This window comes from Clostridium sp. DFI.5.61, from assembly GCF_024462915.1.
Lineage (GTDB): Bacteria > Bacillota > Clostridia > Oscillospirales > Oscillospiraceae > Lawsonibacter > Lawsonibacter asaccharolyticus.
Genome location: NZ_JANGBZ010000016.1, coordinates 1 through 22,963 on the forward strand (window position 1 = coordinate 1; position 22,963 = coordinate 22,963).

The window sequence follows — 22,963 nt, forward strand, 5'->3', positions numbered from 1 at the left end:
ATCAACGTGTTCTCCGTGTATCAGCCCTACATCATCCAGCTCAACGGCTTTTCCATTCGTTGTCCAGCTCCCTGCCGGCCCCAGCCTTGAACCGCTTCAGCAAGTCCTCCACCGTCAGGCCCTTCCGCTCCTCCCCCCCAATGTCCAGCACGACCCTTCCACTGTCCATCATCAGGGTGCGGTTGCCCAGCTCCAGAGCATTTTTCATGTTGTGCGTCACCATCATGGTGGTGATATGATGCTCCGCCACGATCTCCCGGGTCAGGCCCAGCACCTTCTCTGCTGTAGAGGGGTCCAGGGCCGCCGTGTGCTCGTCCAGCAGCAGCAGCTTGGGCGGGACCAGCGTGGCCATCAGCAGGGTAAGCGCCTGACGCTGTCCGCCGGACAGCAGCCCCACGGGCTGCTTCATCCGGTCCTCCAGCCCCATATCCAGCAGGGCCAGCCGGTCCCGGAAGAACTGCTTCTCCGCTTTGCTGGTCCGGCTGAAAAAAGCGTTCTGATTCTTGGCAGTGCGCAGATAGGCCAAGGCCAGGTTCTCCTCGATGGTCATATGAGGCGCCGTCCCCCGCATGGGGTCCTGAAACAGCCGCCCTATTTCCCGGCTGCGCTTGTACTCCGGCTTGAAGGTGATGTCCTCCCCCGCCAGGCGGATGGCGCCCTCATCCACATAGAAGGCCCCCGCGATGGCGTTGAAGAGGGTGGATTTACCCGCGCCGTTGGAGCCCACGATGGTGACGAAGTCCCCCTTCTCCAGACGGAGGGCAACTCCGCTCAGCGCCTTCTTCTCGTTCACCGTTCCGGGGTTGAAGGTCTTGGAGATACACGCAAGTTCCAGCATCTCAGCGTCCCCCCTTTCTCATTTCCGCCTTCCGCTTCTGGAAGGCAGCCCACTGCTTGAGGGTGGGCGCCGCGATGGCCAGCGCCACCAGGATGGCGGTCAGCAGCTTCATAGCCTCGATGATCCTGGAGCTGAGGGCCGCCGCATAGATGATCCGGTAGAGGATGCTGCCCACAAAGACGGAAAGCGCCCCCCGCAGCATGGAGCCACGGCCCAGCACCGTCTCACCGATGATGAGGCAGGCCAGCCCGATGACCACCATTCCGGTGCCGATGTTTACGTTGGCGCTGCGCTGGGACTGGCCTACCAGAGCGCCGGAAAAGGCAGTGAGGGAGTTGGCGATGCACAGCCCCACGGTGATGGTGAAGTTTGGGTTGATGGAGGAGGCCCTGACCATGTCCCGATTGTCCCCCGTGGCTCGGATGGACAGGCCCAGCCGGGTCCCCAGGAAAGCCACCAGCAGCAGGGCCGCCCCCACCGTCAGCACCCCGCCCAGCAGGATCTCGCTCCAGGCTCCGCCGATACCGGTAGCCTGGAACATGCGGAAAATAGTGTCCTGGCGGAGCAGGCTGGCGGTGGAGGTCCACCCCATGGCCATCAGGTTGATGGTGTAGAGCCCCGTGTTGGTGATGATGCCCGCCAGGATGGAGGGCACCCCCATCTTGGTCTGGAGGAAGGCGGTCACAAAGCCTGCCGCCGCCCCGGCAGCCATGGCGGCAGGGACCGCCAAGACGGGGTGGCCTGCGATGCACACTGTCACCGACACGGCCGCCCCCAGGGTGAAAGCCCCATCGGTGGTGAGATCGGCAATGTCCAGGATGCGGTAGCTGAGGAACAGAGCCAGGGCTACCGGTGCGTACAACAGGCCCAGTTCCAGGGCTGTCTGGAGAATATAGAGCATAGCGGGTTCCGTCCTTTCAGGCCAAAGCCCCTCCGGCGTCCTGCCGGAGGGACTGGCGGTATTGTGCGGTCAGGGCGTGCTTAGTCCTCGGTGGTGGCCACTTCCACCACCTGGCCCATGTCGCTGAACATGGAGTAGTCCGCGCCCAGAGTCTGGGCGGTCTCGGTGTTGACGGTGATGATGCCGCCCTCCACCAGATAGTAGTCCTCCATGCCGTCCATGCCCTCCGACGCCACCTGATAGGCCAGGTCGGCGGTCTGAGTGCCCAGGTCGGTATAGTTCACGCCGCAGGTGGTGAAAGCGCCGTTGCGGACAAAGGAGTCAGCGCCTGTGTAGTGGGGGATGCCCGCCTCCGCCAGTTCGGGGGCAATGGCCAGCTCGGCCTCCATGATCTTGTTATCGGTGGGGGTGAAGACTGCGTCCACGCCGTCGGCGATCAGCGTCCCGGCCGCGGCGATGACCTCATCTACGCTGTTTGCGGTGTACTCTTTATAAGCGATGCCCTTGCCGTCCAGATACTCCTTCGCCTCTGCAATGGGCTTGGTGGAGTTGGGCTCAGACAGGGAGTAGAGCAGGCCCACAGTCTGCACCTCCGGGTCCTGGGCCAGCATCATGTCCAGGATGAACTGGGTGTTCAGGGCGTCACTCATACCGGTGACATAGTCCAGGTCCAGCAGATCGGCCTGCTCCGGGTCACTGACGGCGGCGTACACCACTGGGATGCCGGTGCCCTCGGCGGCCACGGTCATCAGCTGGGCGGCGGTGGTGGCCACCGGAATGATGACGTCCACACCATCGGCCACTACCTGGGCGCCGATCTGGTTCAGGATGGTCTCGTCCCCCTGGCCGCTGTACACCTGGCCGTAGTCGATGGTGATGCCCTGCTCGGCGGCGATCTCGTCCAGCCGGGCGGTGATGGCGTTGGCGATCTCATCCAGGGAGGCATGGTCCATCTGCTTCACTACCGCCACCTTGATGGCGGTGCCGCCGGTCTCGGAGCCGGAAACGGCCGGGGCAGGGGCGGCGCCGGAGGAGGCGGAGCTGCTGCCGCCGGAACAGGCGGCCAGGCCGGCCATCATGGTCAGGGACAGGGCGGCAGCGGTAAACTTCTTCATCATGTCATGCTTTTTCATCGTGTTTTCCTCCAAAAAACAAAATTTGTTCGGGTGGGCGATGGAGGGGCCGGTGCCGGCGGCCTTGACTTGGGAGCGCAGCCAATAAAAAAACAGCTCCTCATCCCACATGGGACAAGAGCTGCACTCCTGCGATACCACCCAAATTGACGTAAACGTCCGCTCGCTTCACGCGCCATCACGCGTGCCCGATGGATAACGGGTGGGTCCCCGTCGGCATCTACTGAGCCAAAGCCGTTCAAGCCGCCCTCGGAAGTCCATTCACACAGTTGCGCCCCGCCCTGATCCCACCCCCCAGGACTCTCTGAAGGTTTGCCCACTGGCTACTCATCTTCCTCGCAGGTTTCTGCTGATTGATTTGTTGGGCTTATTATAGCCGCCCCTTTCCCACTTGTCAACCCCTTTTTTCTGGACCTCCGTTTTCCACAGGCTGGGAGCGGGCCGCCGGAGCCCTCCCTATCAGCCGCCCCGGTCCGAACACATAAAATTTCCGATTTCACATATGCTGTCCATGGGTGATGAAAATGAAGAAGCATCTATGGGGGACCTATGGGACTTGGGTCCTCTTCACCGAGGCGGTGGGCGGCCTGGCCGGCTGGCTGACCAGGGACGGTACACAGCTCTATTCCCAGGTCATCACCAAGCCTCCTCTTTCCCCGCCAAGCATCGTGTTTCCCATCGTATGGGTGATCCTGTTCGCCCTGATGGGCATTGGCGCGGCCCGGGTCTATCTGGCGCCCCCCTCCGGTCTCCGGTCCCGCAGCCTGCTGCTCTTCCTAGTCCAGCTCGCTTTCAACTTCTTTTGGAGCATCATTTTCTTTCAGTTCCAGAATTTCGGCTTTGCCCTTGTCTGGCTGGCAGTGCTTTGGGCCCTGATCCTGTGGATGCTGCTGTCCTTCCTTCAGGTGGACTGCACCGCCGGGTGGCTGCAAGTCCCGTATCTCCTCTGGGTGACCTTTGCGGCCTATCTCAATTGGGGTGTTTGGCTGCTCAATCCACGTTGAAAAAGGCTCCGGGCTCATAACCCGGAGCTCTCAGATTCTTGAAAAGACCCAAGGTTTTTTCTTCCACTTCTTCTCATAGTTTCGCCCTTTCCGCATATCCTGACCTTGTCCAGCGATTCGGCGCCGGCGGGCTCCTGTAATTTTCCGCATTTCAGATATAATTTTTAATACTATATTTAGTAATTTTTATATTGATATTTTGCCCGTTTGGTGTTATACTAATGATACGCAAGAACAGATGTGCCTTCCTGGAAAGGAGCTCTCTATGCACGAACCTGCTTATAATCCCTCTGTGGTACCGGATATCACCCGCTCCGCCCCGCTCACCGCCCGCCATCAGCAGGCTCCCAGACCCCGCCGGGACCCCTATGACGGCCTGCGGCCTTGGTCCGCTATCACCCACGGGGCAGGCGCGGTGCTGGCCCTGGTGGGCACGGTATTTCTTCTGGTCCGGGCCGCCGGGCTGGAGGACTGGATCAAATTTTCCGCCTTCCTGGTCTATGGGCTGTCCATGATCGGCCTCTACACCGCCTCTACTCTGTACCACTGCGTCAACACCACAGTCCGGGGCCGGCTGGCCCTGCGGAAATATGACCACTGCTCCATCTACCTGCTGATCGCCGGCAGCTACACCCCTATCTGCATGACCGTCCTCTGGGGCGGCGTGGGCGGCCCCCTGCTGCTGGCCATCTGGCTGTGTGCGGCGGCGGGGATCATCCTCACCATCGCCAAGCTGGACATCCCCCGCTGGCTCACCAGCGTCATTTACCTGGCCATGGGCTGGATGGCTCTGTTCGCCATCGCCCCTCTCTCCCGCGTCCTGCCCGCCGCGGGCATGTTCTGGCTGATCGCCGGCGGAGTGCTCTACACCGTGGGCGGGGTGCTCTACGCGGTCAAGTGGCCCGGCCGGAACAACCCCCGCTTTGGCTGCCACGAGATCTTCCACGTCTTTATCGTCCTGGGCAGCGTGTCTCACTTTATCCTGATGTATTCCGTGGTCGCTCCCCTGTGACCCTCCCTGAAACACCGGATCCTCCCGGCCATGGAATGGCCGGGAGTTTTTTCAGCTTCGCGCCAGGGGGTTGACAGCAGGATCGTTCTGTGCTATTCTACAGATACATACATTACGTATCTATCAGGAGGCACAAACCATGCCGCGGAATAAGTACCCGGAAGTGACGGAAAAGGCCATTTTGGACACCGCTAAGCGGCTGTTTCTGGAGCACGGCTATGAGCATGTCACCTTGCAGGACATCGCAGAAGCCTGCGGCCTGACCAGGGGAGCCATCTACCACCACTTCCACGGTAAGGAGGAGATGCTGGATGCCGTCACCACCTATATGTTCCACGAGACGGTCCCCTGCCTTGAGATCCAGGAGGACACCTCCCGGAACGGGTTGGAGAAATTACAGCGGCTCATCATTGCCTCCGTCTCCAACCGGGAGCAGCTCCAGATGTACCGCATGCTCTCCCGGACCTTTTACCAAAGCCCCAAGCTGGTCTGTGCCTACCTGCTCAGCTGCCGAACCTCCGTCGTCCCTATGACTCGCACCTTTCTGGAGGAAGGGGTGTCGGACGGCTCCATCACTGTGGACTCGCCTCAAATCGCGGCAGAGGTTGTGGCCGTCTTTACCAACCTCCTGCTCAGCCCTCTGGTCTTTTCGTCCACGGGCCCCGATTTTCAGCGCAAGGTTGCCTGTGTGAGCACCATGCTGGAGAGCATCGGCCTCCCCCTGATCAACGACCAGGTCTCCGCTGCTTTCTCCGCCATGGGCGCTGTGCTGTACGGGGAGGAACGGACCTAGCTTCCATCAGATGCCCCCTGGGGCATTTGATTTTGCAAATATACATACAATCAGAACGAATGTATAAGGAGGTATCCCTATGACGGAAGAAAGACTGGAACAGCTGGTGGAAGGGGCTGCCGGCAGATTTGACCGCTCCATGAACCGGGCCTGGGAGCACCGCCCGGTGCGGCTCATGGGCGGGGCCCTCTCCCTGCTCACCGGCGCCGGACTCATCGCCAAGGCCGTGCCCCTGGCTCAGGAGGGCCGTGCCGCGGCGGCCAGGGTATGCCTGGCCGCCGGTAGCCTGGTCCTCCTGGCGGAGGCCGCCCGCATCCTGTTCCTCCGCCGGAAATGAGTCATCCATTCTCTCGGGGAAAAGCGCCAGCCTGCCGTACTTGGCAGGCTGGCGCTTTTCAGTCACAGGGGGAGCGACGCTGTCTCCCCCGCCAGGCGGGCCCGCAGGCCGCTGTACCGGCGGGTCTGGCGGTTGTTAGCCACCATGCGGGCCACCACGCTCTCCTCCCCCACCACAATGAACAGGCTGCGGGCTCGGGTGATGGCCGTGTACAACACGCCCCGGGTGAGCAGCATGGGGGCCCCATCCAGGGCAGCCAGGATCACCGCCCGGTATTCGCTGCCCTGGGCCTTGTGGACCGTGACGGCATAGGCAGGCTCCAGCTCTCCCAGCATGTCCGGGGAATACTCTACGATCCGCCCCTCAAAGTCCACGGTGATGCACTCCCCCCGCGGGTCGATGGACTGGATGCGGCCGATGTCTCCGTTGAACACCCCCATCCCGGAGGCCGCGCCCCCGTCCTCCCTCCAGAGGATGTCGTAGTTGTTTTTCACCTGCATCACCCGGTCCCCCTCCCGGAAGAGGGTGTCGCCGAAGCGCCGCTCCCCCTTCTCCTCCGAGGGCGGATTCAGCGTCGCCTGGAGGGCCTGGTTCAGGGCGGAGGTGCCCGTCCCCCGCCTCCTGGTGGGGGAGAGCACCTGGATCTGGTCCGCCGGGATCCCCATCCGTTCCGGCAGGCGCCGGCGGCACAGGTCCACGATGGTCTCCGCCGCGCTCTGAGGGTCCCGGCGGGAGAGGAAAAAGAAGTCGTTATCGTTCTTCCGCAGGTCGGGCATCTCCCCCGCGTTCACCAGGTGTGCGTTGCGGACGATGGCGCTCTGGGCCGCCTGCCGGAAAATCTGGGTGAGCCGCACGGTGGGCACAGTCCCGCTGCGGATCAGGTCCCCGAACAGATTCCCCGGCCCCACGGAGGGTAGCTGGTCCGGGTCTCCCACCAGCACCAGCCGGCAGTCATTGCGCAGGGCGGCCAGCAGCGCCGCCATCAGAGGCACATCCACCATGGAGGTCTCGTCCACGATGACGGCGTCCGCCTTCAGAGGGTCGTCCTCCCCGTGGCTGAAGACCAGACGCCCGCTGTGGGGGTCAAAGCCGGTCTCCAGCAGGCGGTGGATGGTGGATGCCTCCGTACCGCACAGCTCCCCCAGCCGCTTGGCCGCCCGGCCAGTGGGGGCCGCCAGGGCGGTCTCCAGCCCCAGGGTCTCGAACAGGGCCAGCACCCCCCGCAGGGAGGTGGTCTTACCGGTACCCGGCCCCCCGGTGAGGAGCATGACCTGCCGGCAGGCTGCCAGCTCCACTGCCTCCCGCTGCTGGGGTGCGTAACGGATTCCCTGGTCCCGCTGGATTCGGGCAATCAGCTTGTCCAGGTCGTCCGGCGGGAGCAGCTCGGACCGGCTCATCTCCCCGACGCGCCAGGCCACATAGCACTCCGCATCGTAAAGGGCGGGCAGATATACCCCATCCTCCCCCGCAACTGCCTCGCAGACCACCTCGCCCCGGCCGGCCAGGGCCTCCAGGCAGGGCTCCAGCAGGCCGCCGGACACGTCCAGCAGGATGGCGGTGGCCTCTATCAGCTTGCGCCGGGGCAGGAAGCTGTGTCCATTGTTCAGGTTGTGGGCCAGTTCAAAGAGCAGCCCCGCCTCCAGGCGCTGGGGGTCCTCCCCCCCCACCCCCAGAGACAGGGCCAGCTGATCCGCCTGGGAAAACTCTACACCGAACTCCTCCCCCACGATCAGATAGGGGTTGGAGCGCAGCACCTCCAGTGCCACATCCCCATAGGCCCGGTACAGGGCGGTCCCCAGGGTCAGCGGGAGTTGGTGTTCCCCCAAAAACTCCATCAGCCTCCGCATCCCCATCTGCTGGCGGAAGGACTCGCTGATCTGCCGGGCCCGCTTGGGGGTGATCCCCTTGATGGAGGCCAGCTTCTCCGGCTCCTCCTCCATCACCCGGAGGGCGTCCTCTCCGAACTCCTCCACCAAGCGGCGGGCAGTGGATTTGCCCACCCCCTTCACTGCGCCGGAGGCCAGGTAGTGGAAGACCTCCTTCAGGCTCTGGGGCAGGCGGCGCTCCACGATCTCCGCCTTAAACTGGGCGCCGTAGGTGGCGTGGCGCACCCAGCGCCCCTGCACCGACAGGTACTCCCCGGGGGAGACGCCGGGCATCTCCCCCACCAGGGTGAACTCCTCGCCCCCCCGCTCCAGCCGGAGGATGGTGTAGCCGTTCTCCTCATTCTGAAAGATCAAAGAGGCCACGGTGCCCTCCACCAGTTCCAGCTCTCTGCCGTCCTCCAATTTTGGGCACCTCCTCTCTTGTATCAATGCGCCTCCGCCCCATCCTCCGGGCGGTACAGGTCCACCACCGGCCAGCGCAGGGCGAGCCGCTGGGCCACCGCCAGGCCCTCCCGGTCCAGCCCCAGGTCCACGATGACCACCGGGCAGTGCAGCAGGCCCAGGCTCCTCAGCCACATCAGGGCGCGGACGCTCTGCTCCAGCCCCCCTCCGTCCCCCTGCCCCTCCAGGACGGCCAGGACCTCCTGCCCGGGGACCGGGCACACCAGCCGCCCCAGCAGGCACCAGACCAGCAGGCCCAGCCCCATCAGGCACAGGACGGTCAGCACGATCTCCCACACATATTCCATGCAGGCTCACCTCCGGCCCATCCTATGCCGGAAGCGCCGCCGGGGTTCAGGCGAACAGATTGATGCCCACGTGGGTCAGAGCAGTCATGATGCACCCCGCCGTCATCACCCCCAGCACCACAGCGGGCAGTGCCTGTTTCAGCCGCATGTTCAGAAAGGCGGCCACCAGAGAGCCGGTCCATGCGCCGGTGCCGGGCAGGGGAATTGCCACAAAGATCCAAAGGCCCAGATACTGGTAGCGCCGCACCTTCTGTCCCTTCAGGTGGGCCTTCTCCTCCAGCTTGTCCACCATGCTGTTCAGGCGGGGCAGATGTCTGCGCATCCAGGCGAAGATGCGGCGGATGTACACGATAATGAAGGGGGCGGGGATCACGTTCCCGATTACCGCGGCGGGAAAGGCCAGCCAGTAGGGCAGGCCCAGGGCCACGCCGAAGGGGATGCCCCCTCTCAGCTCGATGATGGGGATCATAGACACCAGGGTGGTGAACAGGCATTTCCCCTCTGTAGTGTCGGTCAGCCACTGAAAAAGATCCATTCTGGTCTCCTGTCAAATCCGTATTTTGCCGCGCCGCGGCAAGCTGATAACCAATTTACACGATACCGGTCCATCCGTCAATCCCGGCCCAGCAAATAATCGGTGGTGACGCCGAAAAAGTCGGCCAGCTCCATCAGCTGGAGGGCAGAGAGATTGATCTTTCCATACTCGATCTTTTGATAATGTCCCTCTGTGCAGTCCAGCAGAGCGGCCATCTCTTTCTGGGTCATCTTTTTTTCGTTTCGCAGCGGCTTCAGCCGGCCCGCCAGCCCCGGAAGGATCACTTCTGTCATTTTTAATCTCCTCTTAACACATTATTAAATAATGTATTATAATAACATCGCAATATGATGTGTTTGAAGGACGCTGATTTGATATGGAAGACTTTCTATCTTGGTTCTATGAGCACTATATCAAAACTACCCTTTCCTCTCAGCCCCCAGATTTCGGGACTGCCTGCCGGGCCGACCTGCTCCGAAGCGTGCTGGACCCCTTTCTCCAGCAACAGCTGGAAGAGCTCAACCGCTTTTACGCCCTCCGCAGCTTCCGTCTGGGACTACGGACAGGACTGGCGCTGGCCCGGGACCTGGAGGATGGACCACTTACGCCCCCGCCACCTTCTGAGGGCGGTCTGCCATGACCGTCTCGTCCAGATATCGGGCAAAGCGCCGGTACTGTCCCTCGTCCCAGCCGCCGGGGAAGGTCATCACCTCCAGGGCGTGGCCGGAGAACTCCAGGCGGTAAGGGGGATGGATGTGGGGCCATGGGTTGGAGACAAAGCCCAGCCCCTCGTAAAAGCCCTTCCTGCGCCGGGATACCGGGTCCTCCGGAGGATCGATCTCCAGCACCACCGGGTCTCCCTCCGCCAGGAACTCACGCAGTGCCCGGCTGCCCCAGCTCTGGCCCCGCAGCTGCGGGGCGATGGCGAAATGCTCCACATAGCGGAAGCCGGGCCCGGCCCACCACATCAACAGCCCCACCCGTGTCTCCCCCTGACAGAGCAGGTCGCAGTGGTACTCCGGATGGCCCAGCACCCCCTCCTGCCGCTCCCGAAGGCGCTGCTCGTGGACGGGAAAGCTCTGCATATAGAGGTCATAGAGCCAGTCGAAGCCAGGATCGCCCGGGGCGATGATTCGGATGTGTTCCATAGGATCCTCCTCCTGATTTTCTGCGGCGCTCCGGCAAAGGCCGCCGGAGCGCTCCGCGCGTTATATATTATGATGGGTATATAGGGGGCCGTCCGGCCCGCTGGGGGCATCCGGCTCTGCGGGGGCGCATTTATTTCCGATTCTCACGCAGGGACCCGCGGCCTGTCCGTTCTGTTGGTCTGGCCCAGGCAGAAGGACGCGCCCTCACCGCTCCAGCATCTTTTTCAGATACCGCCCGGTGTAGCTCCGCTCACAGGCGGCCACTTCCTCCGGCGTGCCCGTGCAGACGATGGTGCCGCCGCCGTCGCCCCCCTCGGGGCCCAGGTCGATGACATGGTCGGCGGTCTTGATGACATCCAGGTTGTGCTCGATGACCACCACGGTGTTGCCCGCCTCCACCAGACGCTGGAGCACCTCGATGAGCCGGTGGACGTCATAGCTGTGCAGGCCGGTGGTGGGCTCATCCAGGATATAGATGGTCTGGCCGGTGGAGCGCTTGGACAGCTCGGTGGCCAGCTTGACCCGCTGGGCCTCGCCGCCGGACAGCTCGGTGGAGGACTGCCCCAGCTTGATATAGCTCAGCCCCACATCCATCAGGGTCTTGAGCCGCCCGTAGATCCGGGGCAGGTTCTCGAAGAAGGGGAGGGCCTCCTCCACTGTCATCTCCAGAACCTCATAGATATTTTTCCCCTTATACCGCACCTCCAGGGTCTCACGGTTGTACCGCTTGCCCTTGCACACCTCGCAGGGGACGTAGATGTCCGGCAGAAAGTGCATCTCGATCTTCAGCAGGCCGTCCCCCTGACATGCCTCGCACCGGCCGCCCCGCACATTGAAGGAGAAGCGGCCCGGGCCGTAGCCCCGGCTTTTAGCGTCCTGGGTGGAGGCGAACAGGTCCCGGATGTCGTTGAACAGCCCGGTGTAGGTGGCCGGATTGGACCGGGGCGTGCGCCCGATGGGGGACTGGTCGATGTTGATGACCTTGTCCAGGAACTCCTCCCCCTCCAGGCCGTCGTGTCTGCCCGGCCGGGTCTTGGCCCGGTTCAGGTCGCAGGCCAGCCGGTTATAGAGGATCTCGTTGACCAGGGAGGACTTTCCGCTGCCCGACACGCCGGTCACCGCAGTGAAGGTCCCCAGAGGGAAGGACACGTCGATGTGGCGCAGATTGTTCTCCGCCGCCCCCAGCACCTTCAGGTACTTTCCGTTCCCCTTCCGGCGCTGCTCCGGCACCGGGATCTTCCGCCGCCCGGAGAGGTAGTCGCCGGTGAGGGAGCCGGGGGTGTTCATGATCTCCTCCGCTGTGCCGCAGGCCACGATCTGTCCGCCGTGGACGCCGGCCCCGGGGCCCACGTCCACGATATAGTCGGCGGCCCGCATGGTGTCCTCATCGTGCTCCACCACCAGCAGGGTGTTGCCCAGGTCCCGCAGGTGCTTCATAGTCTCCAGCAGCATGTCATTGTCCCGCTGGTGCAGGCCGATGGAGGGCTCGTCCAGAATATACAGCACTCCCATCAGAGAGGAGCCGATCTGGGTGGCCAGCCGGATGCGCTGGCTCTCGCCGCCGGACAGGCTGGCGGCGCTGCGGGACAGGGTCAGGTACTGGAGCCCCACCGACCGCAGGAAGCCCAGCCGCTCCCGGATCTCCTTCAGGATCCGCTGGGCGATGCGCATCTGGGTCTCAGTCAGGGTCAGCTGATCCACGAACTCCAGGGCGTCGTCCACTGATTTGTGGGTGAAGGCGTCGATATCGATCCCCCCCACGGTGACCGCCAGAGACTCCTTGCGCAGGCGGCGGCCCTTACAGGTGGGACACGGGCACTCGCTCATGCACTCCTCCAGCTCGCGCTTTACAGAGTCGGACTGAGTTTCCCGGTAGCGGCGCTCCAGGTTGTTGACAATACCCTCAAACGCCTGATACAGGGTCCCCTTCCCCCGGGGCTGGTCGTAGTAGAGGGTCAGCTTCTCCCCGTTGGTGCCGTAGAGGATGGCGTCCAGCGCCTCCGGAGGCAGGTCCTTCACCGGGGTGTTCAGCTTGAATTTGTACCGCTTGGCCAGGGCGTCAAAGTACATCCGGGAGATGCCGTCCGACTTGATGCTACTCCAGCCGGAGGCGGTAATGGCCCCCTCAATGATGGACAGGTTTTTATTGGGGATGATGCGCTCCGGGTCGATCTTCATCTGGCTGCCCAGGCCGGTGCAGGTGGGGCAGGCGCCGAAGGGGTTGTTGAAGGAGAACATGCGGGGGGTGAGCTCCTCGATGGAGACGCCGCAGTCCTCGCAGGCGTAGTTCTGGGAAAACAGGATATCCCGGTCCTCCCCCACCACGTTGACAATCACCAGCCCCCCCGCCAGGGAGGCGGCGGTCTCCACCGAATCTGTAAGACGGCGGGCGATGTCCTCCCGGATCACCAGACGGTCCACCACGATCTCAATGTCGTGCTTCTTGTTCTTTTCCAGCTTGATCTCCTCGCTGAGATCATAGGCGATGCCATCCACCCGGCAGCGGACGTAGCCCGACTTGCGGGCATCCTCGAAGATCTTGGCGTGCTCCCCCTTCTTGCCTCGGATCACCGGGGCCATGATCTGGATGCGGGTGGCCTCGGGCAGCGCCATCACCTGATCGATAATCTGGTCGATGGTCTGCTGTTTGATCTCCTTGCCGCAGATGGGGCAGTGGGGGGTGCCCACCCGGGCCCACAGCAGACGGAGGTAGTCATAGATCTCCGTCACGGTGCCCACAGTGGAGCGGGGGTTCTTGCTGGTGGTCTTCTGGTCGATAGAGATGGCGGGTGAGAGCCCGTCGATATAGTCCACGTCGGGCTTCTCCATCTGGCCCAGGAACATGCGGGCGTAGGAGCTGAGGGACTCCACATACCGCCGCTGTCCCTCGGCATAGATGGTGTCGAAGGCCAGGGAGGATTTTCCCGAACCGGACAGCCCGGTGAGGACCACCAGCTTGTCCCGCGGGATGTCCACATCAATGTTTTTCAGGTTGTTCACCCGGGCGCCCTTGACAAAAATATGACTGTGCATTTTGGTTTCTCCTTTGGTAACGCCTGTATGCGCAGGCAGATGACACTGTGGGCGATGTTTGACTGGGAAATGGCTTGAATGTTCATTCTACAGAGGATCAGGCACACGCCCGCCAAGATCAGCCCCCCGGCTTTTCCCTGCTCTTCCCGCCCGGCGGGGGGCGGGGATCTTTTTTACTGCTCCCGGTCGTCGCTGCGGCCCACCAGGTAGTCCAGGCTGACCTGAAAGAAGTCCGCCAGTTTGATCAGTGTCAGTCCGGGAACGTTAATCTCTCCGTACTCCATTTTCTGATAATTTCGGTCTGTACATTCCAAAAACCGGGCCATTTCCTTTTGTTTGAGTTTTCTTTCTTTCCGCAGTTCTTTCAGCCGCCGCCCCAGGGGCAGCATGATCTTTTCCATCCTGCCAATCTCCCTCTTGACACCAATTCTAAATTCGCCTATAATTTAGTCATAATTAAATTATTACTTTTGGGTGGTAATCTATGTATGACACACTTTCCCTGCTCTATGAGCTGGTCATCCAAAAATTCCCCTATGAGCCCCGCTCCCCCACAGAGGACGGGCTTCTGGAGTGGCTGGAGCAGGCCCAGGAGAAGGTCCGCTCCTGTTCCGAGGCCGACCAGGATCTGCTCTTCCATCTCACTGACAGCATGGAGATCTTAGCCTCCTTCCAGGCCTGCCACGCCTTCACGCTGGGCCTGGACCTGGGGCTTTCCCTCTCCCGGGAGCTGTCCCGCTTCCAGGAGAAGCAGTAAGCCGGGGGGCCGGTATTTCTTTCGGCCGCTCCGCCGGCCTGGGCGGGCGGGCGTGGACAACCAGGTCGGGGCGGACCGCGCCCCAGCGCCGGTAGTTCTCCCGGCCCTGGCGGAGGGGCAGGCCGCGGTTCTCATCGCTGGGATCGTCCTCCCCCGGGTCGAACACGTCGTTTTCCCAGAAGCACACCGGGCAGATGTAGGCTATGGCCTCCTCTTTGGGGGCGGGAAAGGTCAGATACCCGCAGCACGGGCAGGGGTAGATACCCGTGGGCTCCTCAAGTCCCGGCCCCGGCTCTGATCCCGGTACGGACGCATCGGGGCGGTCATCCGCCCCGCCGATGATGAAATGGTCATTCTTGACCTCTGGGAGATAGAGAAACTTGGGCGGCTTTTCCTGCTGCTCCATCTTATCCCCTCCTCACAAAGCGGTCACAGCCTGCCGATTGCAGGACGTCTGCGTATATCAGTCCCTTTCCCTCACACCGTCACGTCTTCCGTGCTCCCGCCCACCAGCTCGATCAGGTCCGCAGGGGACAGCTCCACCTGGAAGCCGATCTTTCCGGCGGAGACCATGATGGTGTCCAGGATCTCCGCCGTCTCATGGAAGACGGTGGGGAACTGCTTCTTCATGCCGATGGGGGAGCACCCCCCGTGGACATAGCCGGTCAGGGGGAGCAGCTCCCTGCTGTGGAGCATGGCGATGGACTTCTCCCCCACCGCCTTAGCCGCTTTTTTCAGGTCCAGCGTGTCCGTCACCGGGATGTCAAAGACGTAGTATCCCCCGGATGCCCCCCGGGTCACCAGCGTCTTGAAGACCCGCTCCGGGTCCTGCCCCAGGGAGCGGGCCACCGTCACCCCGTCGGGGGCCTCGCCGTCCCCGTGGGGATAGGCGTGGGGGGTGTAGGGAATCTTCTTCTGGTCCAGGACCCGCATGACGTTGGTTTTTTCCTCTTTTGCCTTAGCCATTATGTCCTTCCCCTCTCCTCGCTCAGCACGGCGGTCCAGGCGGACATGCGCCGTCCGTTCTTCATAGACACGCCCGCGTTGTGATAGCTGCCGTCCACCTGGAGGGTCAGTACCTCACAGCCGGAGTACACCCGGTCCCGTGAGACATAGCGGGACAGGATACTCTCTCCCGCCAGCTCGAAAGTACCCTCCAGCACGCCCAGCACTGGGTTGAAGGACTGCCAGGTCAGGGTAAAGGGGCGGTCCGTCTCCCGGATGACATAGCGGTTCGTGAATCGGACCGGAGCGGGCCCGGAAACCTCCATCCAGCCGTCCAGATGCCGCTCCGCCCCCTCCTGGACCAGCTCTGTCTCCCCGGCCAGGGGAAAGGAGCGGCCCGTCTCGTCGTAGTAGGTCCCCTCCGCCCGCCAGCGGCCGGGACGGAGCAGATAGGTGTGTTCCACAGTAACTACACTCCCTCATTCTGGCAGTAGTAACAGTCCTCCCGCCACTTGGCAGGATTCGTGTCGATGTAGTTCCAAATGCGGAGATAGTCCGCCTCGCCGCGGACGATGTGGTCGTGATAGCCCTTTTGCCAGACGGGAGACCTGGCACATTTGGTGACCGTCTCTTTCATTGCTTTGATGATCCGGGGAACCGCTCCGACGGGAGTAGGGGCGCACAGTGTGCGCCCGGTTCCCTCGATACGCAACATAAGGTGGATATGATTGGGCATGACTACATATTTTTCCACAAAAACATACGGATAATGATTTGGAATACTTTGAATTGCCCGTTCCGTAATTTCCCCGATTTCTGTGAGAGGCGGAATTTCCGATGCGGGCGCACACTGTGCGCCCCTACGCAAAATTGGCTGCCGCCCAGCTGTGCAAATGGTGATGAAATAACACCCCGGCTGGCTGTAATCGTATCCGGTCAAACGGTTCGGCTTCCGTTTCGGGAGCAGCTCCATAGAATTCTTCTCACTTCCCCCGCAGTTCGATGATCTGGTCTCTCAAAGTTGCCGCCAGCTCGAACTCCAGCATCTTGGCCGCCTCTTTCATGGCCTTCTCCAGGCGGGCGATCTCGGCGGCCTTCTCCTGCCTGGTCATGGCCTTGACCCTGCCCTGGCGCTGGTTGGAGGCCACGTCCTCCGACGTGGCGGAGATCTCCAGCAGCTCCCGCACCGACTTGATGACCGTTCTGGGGACGATGCCGTGGGCCTTGTTGAAGGCGTCCTGCTTCTCCCGGCGGCGCTCCGTCTCGTCGATGGCCCGGCGCATGGAGGGGGTGATGGTGTCCGCGTACATCACCACCATGCCGTCGGCGTTCCGGGCGGCCCGGCCGATGGTCTGGATGAGGGAAGTCTCGGACCGGAGGAAGCCCTCCTTGTCCGCGTCCAGGATGGCCACCAGGGAGACCTCGGGCAGGTCCAGGCCCTCCCGGAGCAGATTGATTCCCACCAGCACGTCGAAGGTGCCCAGCCGCAGGTCCCGGATGATCTCCATCCGCTCGATGGTGTCGATGTCGTGGTGCATATAGCGCACCTTGATGCCCGCGTTCTGGAGGTAGGCGGTCAGGTCCTCCGCCATCCGCTTGGTCAGGGTTGTGACCAGCACCCGCTCGCTCCGCTGGGTGCGCTGGTTGATCTCCCCGATCAGGTCGTCGATCTGGCCCTCCACCGGCCTGACTTCGATCCTGGGGTCCAGCAGCCCGGTGGGCCGGATCACCTGCTCCACGATCTGGCCCGAGCGGGTGCGCTCATACTCCCCCGGGGTGGCTGAGACATAGACCACCTGGTTGAGCCGCTTTTCAAATTCCTCAAATTTCAGCGGCCGGTTGTCAAAGGCGCAGGGGAGCCGGAAGCCGTAATCCACCAGGGTGGTCTTTCGGGCCCGGTCCCCGTTATACATGGCCCGCACCTGGGGCAGGGTGACGTGGCTCTCGTCGATGAAGAGGACGAAGTCTTTGGGGAAGTAGTCCAGCAGGGTGTGGGGGGGCGAGCCCACGGGCCGCCCCTCAATGACCCGGGAATAGTTCTCGATGCCGGAGCAGTAGCCAAGCTCCTGCATCATCTCCACGTCGTACATGGTGCGCTGCTTCAGCCGCTGGGCCTCCACCAGCTTGCCCTCTCCCTCGAAGAAGGCCACCCGCCCCTCCAGTTCCTTGTAGATCTCCTGGATAGCGGCGTCCATCTTCTCCTTGGGGGTGACATAGTGGGTGGCCGGCCAGATGGGGATGTTGTTCAGCCGGCGGATGGGGGTGCCGGTGACCACGTTGATCTCGCTGATGCGGTCGATCTCGTCCCCGAAAAACTCCACCCGCAGGGCGGTGTCCTTCCAATAGGCGGGCCAGATCTCCACCGTGTCCCCCCGGACCCGGAACATGTTGCGGTCAAAGGCGATATCGTTGCGTTCATAGCGGATGGCCACCAGCTTTTTCAGCAGCTCGTCCCGCTCCAGGGTGGCCCCCACCCGCAGGGAGACCATCATCTTGGCGAAGTCCTCCGGCTCGCCCAGACCGTAGATACAGGAGACGGAGGAGACCACGATCACGTCCCTCCGCTCCATCAGGGAGGCGGTGGCGGACAACCTCAGCCGGTCGATCTCCTCGTTGATGGCGGAATCCTTTTCGATGAAGGTGTCTGTGTGGGGGATATAGGCCTCCGGCTGGTAGTAGTCGTAGTAGGAGACGAAGTACTCCACCGCGTTGTGGGGAAAGAACTCCCGGAACTCGGCACACAGCTGGGCGGCCAGGGTCTTGTTGTGGGCCAGCACAAGGGTGGGCCGCTGGACCTTTTCGATGATCTTGGCCATGGTGAAGGTCTTGCCCGAGCCGGTGACGCCCAGCAGCGTCTGCTCGTCCAGCCCCATCTCCAGTCCGCTGGCCAGGGCCTCGATGGCCTCCGGCTGATCCCCGCTGGGGGTGTATTCTGAAACCACTTCAAATCTGGGCATGGCCGTCCCTCCTGTTCCTCCCGGGCCGCTCTCCGTCCGCCCTATTATAATAAAACAAATGTTCTAAGTCAAGGCCCTGTCCACAGAGGGACAGGGCCCAGGCATCACTTCATCATCCCGCTGTCCCGCATGGACACCATATCCCCGTCCACAAAGACCAGGTGGTCCAGCAGCTCGATGCCCACCCCCGCCAGGGCCGTCCGCATGGTCTGAGTTGTGGAGATGTCCACCGGGGAGGGGAAGGCCAGGTTGCTGATGTGGTTGTGGGCCAGATAGATCTGGGGCGCCCGGAGGGCGGCTGCCTCCTCCATGATCCGGCGCAGATTGATGTTGGCGGCGCAGATGCTGCCCTCTGCCACCTTCCGCACCCCCAGAGGCTTGTTCTTCCCATCCAGCGCAAGCAGGTAGATCATCTCGTTCCTGGCCCCGAAGAAGTAGGGCTCCAGCAGTGCGTAGGCGTCTTCCGTCCGGCGCACCGGCTCCCCCAGGTCCGCCCGGCTCTGGAGGTAGCGCGCCCCTGCCGCCGGGATCAGCTTGAGCAGGACAGCGGTGTGCTGCCCCACTCCGGGCACCCGGCACAGCTCCTCCTCCGCGGCGTCCAGCACCCCCGCCAGCGAGCCGAACCTCTCCACCAGCTCGTGGGCCAGCCCGTTCACATCCCCCTGGGGGATGGCGTAGTACAGCAGCAGTTCCAGGACCCGGTGGTCCGGCCAGCCCGCCAGTCCCCGGGCGGAGAATTCATCTTTCACCCGCTGCCGGTGCCCTGTATGGATGGATCTGCGCCTCTCCGCCATCCCTGCTCCCTCTCTTTCTCTGTCCTCTTTTGCCGTGCTCAGGCCCTGGCCCCGTACTCCTCCAGATAGGCTTCCATTCAAAACACGGGCGGTCCCTGCGGGGACCGCTTTGCGCATTCGCGCGCCGCGTTTTCCGGGGGGCACCAGTTCCCCCCGGAGGCTCCCTCCGCTCTCCGAGGGGACGGGGAATTTTTTGGCTCAGCCCTTGGCCCCGTACTCCTCCAGATAGGCTTCCATTTTCGCCTTCATCTCGTCGTCGATATAGACCTTGCCGTCGATGGAGTTGTTGTGGAGGAAGGCGATGACCTCCCGCACGGTGACGATGGGGAAGACCTGAATGCCGTAGTCCTGGCGCAGCTCATCCAGGGTGGAGCACTCCCGGGTGCCCCGCTCCATCCGGTCCACCGAGACGAACAGGGCCTTGATGTTCACGTCGGCCACATGCTTGAACAGCTCGATGGACTCGCGCACGGCGGTGCCGGCGGTGACTACGTCCTCCACGATGGCCACGTCGTCCCCGTCCTGGGGCTTGTAGCCCACCATGGAACCGCCCTCGCCGTGGTTCTTGGCCTCCTTGCGGTTGAAGCAGTAGGGCAGATCCCGGTCATAATTGCGGTACAGGGAGGCGGCGGCAGACACCGCCAGGGGGATGCCCTTGTAGGCCGGTCCGAACAGGCAGGTAATGCCGTCTGGCATGTGCTCCTGGATACAGGCAGCGTAGTAGTCCCCCAGCTTGGCCGCCTGGGCACCGGTCTTGTAGTTTCCGGTATTGACAAAATAGGGGGTCTTGCGGCCGGATTTGGTGGTGAAGTCCCCGAAGGTGAGCACGCCGGAGCGCACCATGAACGTGATAAATTCTTCCTTGTAGGTCATACAAAATCCCTCATTCCATTCATTGTCCTCCCCTGTCAGGCCCGCCGCCCCGACGGGCCTGATCTCTTGGGGGAAATCGTATTATTATACCACTTTTTTTGCTCAGGTACAAGAACTCCATCCTGTGGAAGCCCGGAAAGTTTTTTCCGTTCCGCCTGTCTCCCTGTGAAATACTGGTGACAGCATCTGTTCTGTGTGTTATAATTTTCAGACAGCAGGCATATCCGAATCCCCAGGGTCGGGCCTGTCCGTTCCCCATTCTGTTTTCTGCCGGGACGCCTCATACTTTGTGCTGACATCTGAAAGGATACCGTATCATGCAGCCGGAACATCTGATCCGCAGCGTTCTCCCTGTTATCCTGCTCATTATTTTTGGCTTTTGGCTCCAAAAACGCCATTATTTTTCGGAAGAGACCGTTCAGGGTGTGACAAAGCTGGTCTCAGATTATCTGATCCCCTGTACCATCTTCACCACCTTTATTGGGCTGGATCTGCGCCCCGAGCATTTTGGGCTGGCCGCCTGCACCTTTCTGATCCAGCTTCTGCTCCTGGGGCTGGGCTTTCTCACCGCGCGCCTGTTCCATTTCAAACGCCGCTTCGCTCCCCTCTATCCTTGTGCCTTTGCCTTCGGCTTCATGGCCATTCCTCTTTTCTCCACTGTGTTCGGCCTGGAAAATATGGGGTATCTCACCAGCATGGGAGTGGGGCATGAGCTGTTTATCGGTCTAGTCTTCATGCCGGTCGCCCGGATCTATCTAAAGGGAGAGACCGCCGGACCGCGTCAAATCGGAAAAAACCTTTTATCTCCACTGTTTGTCATGATCTTCCTGGCCCTGGCACTTCAGCTTCTGGGTATACGGGACGCCGTTTCCGCCACAGACCTGGGCGGCGGCGTGATCGACACCATCTCCAAGCTGGGCGGCATCAGCTCCACCCTGATCCTGATCACAGTGGGCTACCGGATCCATATGGACAATCCGGACAAGATCCGGGAGAGCCTGCGCCTGGTCGCCTGGCGCTATCTTCTGATCTTCTCCGTCAGCTATGGGGTTAAATTTTTCCTGATGGACCCCATGGTGGGGCAGGATTTCTATTTTAATGCCGCGTTCTTTACCTTGATCTCCCAGCACGGTTCCGTCATCCTCAACGCCTACATCTCGGAGTATGGCTCTTTGGAGGACTCCCAGATCGCCAGCAACGCCTTCGCCATCAACGCAGTCATAGGTATGGCCCTGTTTGTCCTCTATGTGTGCCTCCTTCCCCTCCTCTGGTCCTGAAGGAGGACGCCCTCATTTTCTGCTTGCAGGCCGGGCCGTTCCTTATTATAATGGGACTAAGAATACAAGAGTCGTGTCATCCTCTGACCGGCCGCTGGAAGGGGGGCTCCTTTTGAAAGAATGGAAAGCCAAGCTCCATGATCTGACCGCCATTGTCCCGCGGGGCGTGATGAATTTTCTGATCACCGCCTTTTTCATGGCCGGGGCATACTACCTCAGCCGGCTGCTGTTTCAGTTCGGCGTGGAGAACAACTCCGCCTTGGTCTATGTGCTGGCCGTCACATTCGTATCCTGGCTGACCACTGGATATTTTTATGGTATCCTGGCCTCTCTGTTCAGCTCTTTCTGTATCAACTACTATTTTATGTACCCCTACTCCGCCTTCTCTCTCAGCTATGCCGGATACCCGGTGGCCATGCTGAGCATGACGGCCATCGCCATCATCATCTGCACCCTCACCTCCCGGATCAAGCTCCAGGCCCTGGAGGCGGAACAGCGGGAGCAGAACACCAAGGCCCTGTATGAGCTGAACGAGCGTCTGAACCAGGAAAAGAATGCCATTCAGCTGGAGGCCGCCCGGGAGACCATCCGCAGCAATATCCTTCGCTCCGTCTCCCACGACCTCCGCACCCCTCTGACTGCTATCTCCGGGGCGGCCGCGGTACTGCTGTCCAGCGAGGAGCCCCGCAGTGAGAAGGATGTCTCCCTGCTCAACGACATCAAAAACGACGCCGAAGCTCTCACCACCATGGTGGAGAATCTGCTGTCCATCACCCGTATCCAGGACGCCTCTGTCCCTTTGAAGAAGCGGGAGGAGATGCTGGAGGAGGTGGCGGGGGACGCGGTGCTCACTACCCGCCGCCGTTTCCCGGACGCCAATGTGCAGTTGGACCTCTCAGAGGACATCCTGTTCCTGCCCATGGAGCCCATGCTCATCAAGCAGGTCATCGTCAATCTGCTGGAAAACGCGGTCCGCCACTCCGGGGACACTCAGCACATCCAGCTCCACCTGTTCCGCCAGGAGGAGTGGGCGGTGGTGGAGGTCCGGGACCATGGCATTGGACTGTCTCCTGACATCATGCAGGCAGTCCAGTCCGGCCGTCCCCTCCCCCGGGACCTGTCAGGCGACTCCACCCGAGGCATGGGCATCGGCCTGTCCGTCTGCCAGAGCATCATCAAAGCCCACGGCGGCTTCTTCGCCGCCGGAAATGACCCTGAGGGCGGAGCGGTCTTCCGCTTCGGCCTTCCCATGGAGGAGAAAGCATATGAGTGAAAAACGTTTGATCCTGGTCGTAGAAGATGAGCGCACCATCAGCAACTTCATCTGCCGCGCTCTGACCGCCAACGACTACAAGGCCATGTCCGCCACCACCGGCAAGGAGGCTCTCAGCCTATTCTTTTCCCACCGTCCCGATCTGGTGCTTCTGGACCTGGGCCTGCCCGACATGGACGGACTGGACGTGCTCAAGGAACTCAGCGGACTGCCCCAGGAGGTGCCTGTCATCATCATTTCCGCCCGGGATCGGGAGTCTGAGAAGGTCAAAGCCCTGGACATGGGGGCGGATGACTATGTGGTCAAGCCCTTCGGCGTTCCGGAGCTGCTGGCCCGCATCCGAACCACCCTGCGCCGGGCCGACCGGATCAACCTCAGCCAGGGCGAGCAGAAGGACCGCTATCAGGTCAAAGACCTAGTCGTGGACACTGCACGCCACCAGGTCTTCGTGGGCAGCGAGGAGATCCACTTCACACAGAACGAGTTCAAGATCCTGGAGCTGCTCTGTCTCCATGCCGGCAAGGTGCTCACCTATGACTTCATCCTCAAGCATGTCTGGGGCCCCTACGAGGGCAGCAACAACCAGATCCTGCGGGTCAACATGGCCAACATCCGCCGCAAGCTGAAGGAAAACCCCTCCGAGCCCAAATACATCCTGACAGAACTGGGCATCGGATACCGGATGCTGGAGGACAGCTGAGCCTTCCATACACATCAG

General features: G+C 61.9%; 26 protein-coding genes. 9 read left to right on the forward strand and 17 right to left on the reverse strand.

The features are described from left to right. Positions 1 to 40: 40 nt before the first annotated feature. The 3 genes from NE584_RS09585 to NE584_RS09595 all read right to left on the reverse strand — a co-directional run bounded on the left by NE584_RS09585 (position 41) and on the right by NE584_RS09595 (position 2,872). The gene (locus tag NE584_RS09585; protein WP_256182688.1) at positions 41 to 838 is read right to left on the reverse strand and encodes an ABC transporter ATP-binding protein; all 798 of its coding nucleotides are present in this window, start codon (positions 836 to 838) and stop codon (positions 41 to 43) included. Between the two features lies 1 nt (position 839). Further along, the gene (locus NE584_RS09590; protein ID WP_256182689.1) at positions 840 to 1,739 is read right to left on the reverse strand and encodes an ABC transporter permease; all 900 of its coding nucleotides are present in this window, start codon (positions 1,737 to 1,739) and stop codon (positions 840 to 842) included. 80 nt (positions 1,740 to 1,819) lie between these two features. Then, on the reverse strand, positions 1,820 to 2,872 hold the full coding sequence (locus NE584_RS09595; RefSeq protein ID WP_050625504.1) for an ABC transporter substrate-binding protein: 1,053 nt from the start codon (positions 2,870 to 2,872) through the stop codon (positions 1,820 to 1,822). Positions 2,873 to 3,396: 524 nt separating this feature from the next. Here NE584_RS09595 and NE584_RS09600 point away from each other — a divergent pair. From NE584_RS09600 to NE584_RS09615, 4 genes are all read left to right on the forward strand, one after another. Continuing rightward, positions 3,397 to 3,876, forward strand: a complete 480-nt coding sequence (locus NE584_RS09600; protein ID WP_077138784.1) for a TspO/MBR family protein — start codon at positions 3,397 to 3,399, stop codon at positions 3,874 to 3,876. Between the two features lie 265 nt (positions 3,877 to 4,141). Beyond that, the gene (locus NE584_RS09605) at positions 4,142 to 4,888 is read left to right on the forward strand and encodes a hemolysin III family protein (protein ID WP_256182690.1); all 747 of its coding nucleotides are present in this window, start codon (positions 4,142 to 4,144) and stop codon (positions 4,886 to 4,888) included. Between the two features lie 139 nt (positions 4,889 to 5,027). Beyond that, the gene (locus NE584_RS09610) at positions 5,028 to 5,681 is read left to right on the forward strand and encodes a TetR/AcrR family transcriptional regulator (RefSeq protein ID WP_256182691.1); all 654 of its coding nucleotides are present in this window, start codon (positions 5,028 to 5,030) and stop codon (positions 5,679 to 5,681) included. Positions 5,682 to 5,760: 79 nt separating this feature from the next. Beyond that, entirely contained in the window at positions 5,761 to 6,018 is a 258-nt protein-coding gene (locus tag NE584_RS09615) for a hypothetical protein (RefSeq protein WP_256182692.1), read from the forward strand. 62 nt (positions 6,019 to 6,080) lie between these two features. Here the strand turns inward: NE584_RS09615 and NE584_RS09620 are convergent, their stop codons facing one another. The 4 genes from NE584_RS09620 to NE584_RS09635 all read right to left on the reverse strand — a co-directional run bounded on the left by NE584_RS09620 (position 6,081) and on the right by NE584_RS09635 (position 9,481). Beyond that, the gene (locus NE584_RS09620) at positions 6,081 to 8,306 is read right to left on the reverse strand and encodes an ATP-dependent RecD-like DNA helicase (protein WP_256182693.1); all 2,226 of its coding nucleotides are present in this window, start codon (positions 8,304 to 8,306) and stop codon (positions 6,081 to 6,083) included. 23 nt (positions 8,307 to 8,329) lie between these two features. Beyond that, positions 8,330 to 8,653, reverse strand: a complete 324-nt coding sequence (locus NE584_RS09625) for a hypothetical protein (protein WP_256182694.1) — start codon at positions 8,651 to 8,653, stop codon at positions 8,330 to 8,332. Positions 8,654 to 8,699: 46 nt separating this feature from the next. After that, entirely contained in the window at positions 8,700 to 9,188 is a 489-nt protein-coding gene (locus NE584_RS09630) for a small multi-drug export protein (RefSeq protein WP_077138786.1), read from the reverse strand. Positions 9,189 to 9,265: 77 nt separating this feature from the next. Beyond that, complete coding sequence (locus NE584_RS09635) at positions 9,266 to 9,481, reverse strand: helix-turn-helix domain-containing protein (RefSeq protein WP_050625102.1); 216 nt, start codon at positions 9,479 to 9,481, stop codon at positions 9,266 to 9,268. A gap of 83 nt (positions 9,482 to 9,564) precedes the next feature. Here NE584_RS09635 and NE584_RS09640 point away from each other — a divergent pair, with 83 nt between their 5' ends. Next, entirely contained in the window at positions 9,565 to 9,828 is a 264-nt protein-coding gene (locus NE584_RS09640; RefSeq protein ID WP_147577124.1) for a hypothetical protein, read from the forward strand. On the opposite strand, the gene NE584_RS09645 is transcribed toward NE584_RS09640, so the two are convergent. From NE584_RS09645 to NE584_RS09655, 3 genes are all read right to left on the reverse strand, one after another. Further along, positions 9,791 to 10,336 carry a GNAT family N-acetyltransferase gene (locus NE584_RS09645; protein ID WP_256182695.1) on the reverse strand — a complete coding sequence of 182 codons (546 nt, stop codon included), beginning with the start codon at positions 10,334 to 10,336 and terminating at the stop codon, positions 9,791 to 9,793. The genes NE584_RS09640 and NE584_RS09645 overlap by 38 nt on opposite strands. A gap of 204 nt (positions 10,337 to 10,540) precedes the next feature. Next, positions 10,541 to 13,369, reverse strand: a complete 2,829-nt coding sequence (gene uvrA, locus NE584_RS09650) for an excinuclease ABC subunit UvrA (RefSeq protein WP_256182696.1) — start codon at positions 13,367 to 13,369, stop codon at positions 10,541 to 10,543. 173 nt (positions 13,370 to 13,542) lie between these two features. Further along, positions 13,543 to 13,770 carry a helix-turn-helix domain-containing protein gene (locus NE584_RS09655; RefSeq protein ID WP_187120356.1) on the reverse strand — a complete coding sequence of 76 codons (228 nt, stop codon included), beginning with the start codon at positions 13,768 to 13,770 and terminating at the stop codon, positions 13,543 to 13,545. 83 nt (positions 13,771 to 13,853) lie between these two features. Between NE584_RS09655 and NE584_RS09660 the strand changes: the two genes are divergently transcribed. Beyond that, entirely contained in the window at positions 13,854 to 14,126 is a 273-nt protein-coding gene (locus NE584_RS09660; protein WP_256182697.1) for a hypothetical protein, read from the forward strand. On the opposite strand, the gene NE584_RS09665 is transcribed toward NE584_RS09660, so the two are convergent. From NE584_RS09665 to pyrE, 7 genes are all read right to left on the reverse strand, one after another. Then, positions 14,059 to 14,532 carry a CPCC family cysteine-rich protein gene (locus tag NE584_RS09665; RefSeq protein ID WP_256182698.1) on the reverse strand — a complete coding sequence of 158 codons (474 nt, stop codon included), beginning with the start codon at positions 14,530 to 14,532 and terminating at the stop codon, positions 14,059 to 14,061. The genes NE584_RS09660 and NE584_RS09665 overlap by 68 nt on opposite strands. Positions 14,533 to 14,603: 71 nt before the next feature. Beyond that, positions 14,604 to 15,092 carry a Cys-tRNA(Pro) deacylase gene (gene ybaK, locus NE584_RS09670; RefSeq protein WP_256182699.1) on the reverse strand — a complete coding sequence of 163 codons (489 nt, stop codon included), beginning with the start codon at positions 15,090 to 15,092 and terminating at the stop codon, positions 14,604 to 14,606. Beyond that, the gene (locus NE584_RS09675; RefSeq protein WP_256182700.1) at positions 15,092 to 15,535 is read right to left on the reverse strand and encodes a hypothetical protein; all 444 of its coding nucleotides are present in this window, start codon (positions 15,533 to 15,535) and stop codon (positions 15,092 to 15,094) included. Before NE584_RS09675 ends, ybaK begins: the two co-directional genes overlap by 1 nt. Positions 15,536 to 15,540: 5 nt before the next feature. Further along, a complete protein-coding gene (locus NE584_RS09680; RefSeq protein ID WP_256182701.1) occupies positions 15,541 to 15,708 on the reverse strand; it encodes a hypothetical protein in 168 nt (55 codons plus the stop codon). 346 nt (positions 15,709 to 16,054) lie between these two features. Then, a complete protein-coding gene (gene uvrB, locus NE584_RS09685; RefSeq protein WP_108979465.1) occupies positions 16,055 to 18,028 on the reverse strand; it encodes an excinuclease ABC subunit UvrB in 1,974 nt (657 codons plus the stop codon). 104 nt (positions 18,029 to 18,132) lie between these two features. Continuing rightward, positions 18,133 to 18,822, reverse strand: coding sequence for a RadC family protein (locus NE584_RS09690; protein WP_050625109.1), 690 nt, complete (start codon positions 18,820 to 18,822; stop codon positions 18,133 to 18,135). Positions 18,823 to 19,020: 198 nt separating this feature from the next. Then, positions 19,021 to 19,695 (reverse strand): orotate phosphoribosyltransferase, encoded by a 675-nt coding sequence (gene pyrE / locus NE584_RS09695; RefSeq protein WP_108979466.1) that lies wholly within the window; start codon positions 19,693 to 19,695, stop codon positions 19,021 to 19,023. Between the two features lie 317 nt (positions 19,696 to 20,012). Here pyrE and NE584_RS09700 point away from each other — a divergent pair, with 317 nt between their 5' ends. From NE584_RS09700 to NE584_RS09710, 3 genes are all read left to right on the forward strand, one after another. After that, entirely contained in the window at positions 20,013 to 20,972 is a 960-nt protein-coding gene (locus NE584_RS09700; protein ID WP_256182702.1) for an AEC family transporter, read from the forward strand. 112 nt (positions 20,973 to 21,084) lie between these two features. Then, positions 21,085 to 22,245 carry a DUF4118 domain-containing protein gene (locus tag NE584_RS09705; protein WP_050625112.1) on the forward strand — a complete coding sequence of 387 codons (1,161 nt, stop codon included), beginning with the start codon at positions 21,085 to 21,087 and terminating at the stop codon, positions 22,243 to 22,245. Beyond that, on the forward strand, positions 22,238 to 22,945 hold the full coding sequence (locus tag NE584_RS09710; RefSeq protein ID WP_050625113.1) for a response regulator transcription factor: 708 nt from the start codon (positions 22,238 to 22,240) through the stop codon (positions 22,943 to 22,945). Before NE584_RS09705 ends, NE584_RS09710 begins: the two co-directional genes overlap by 8 nt. The last annotated feature ends 18 nt before the right edge of the window (positions 22,946 to 22,963 follow it).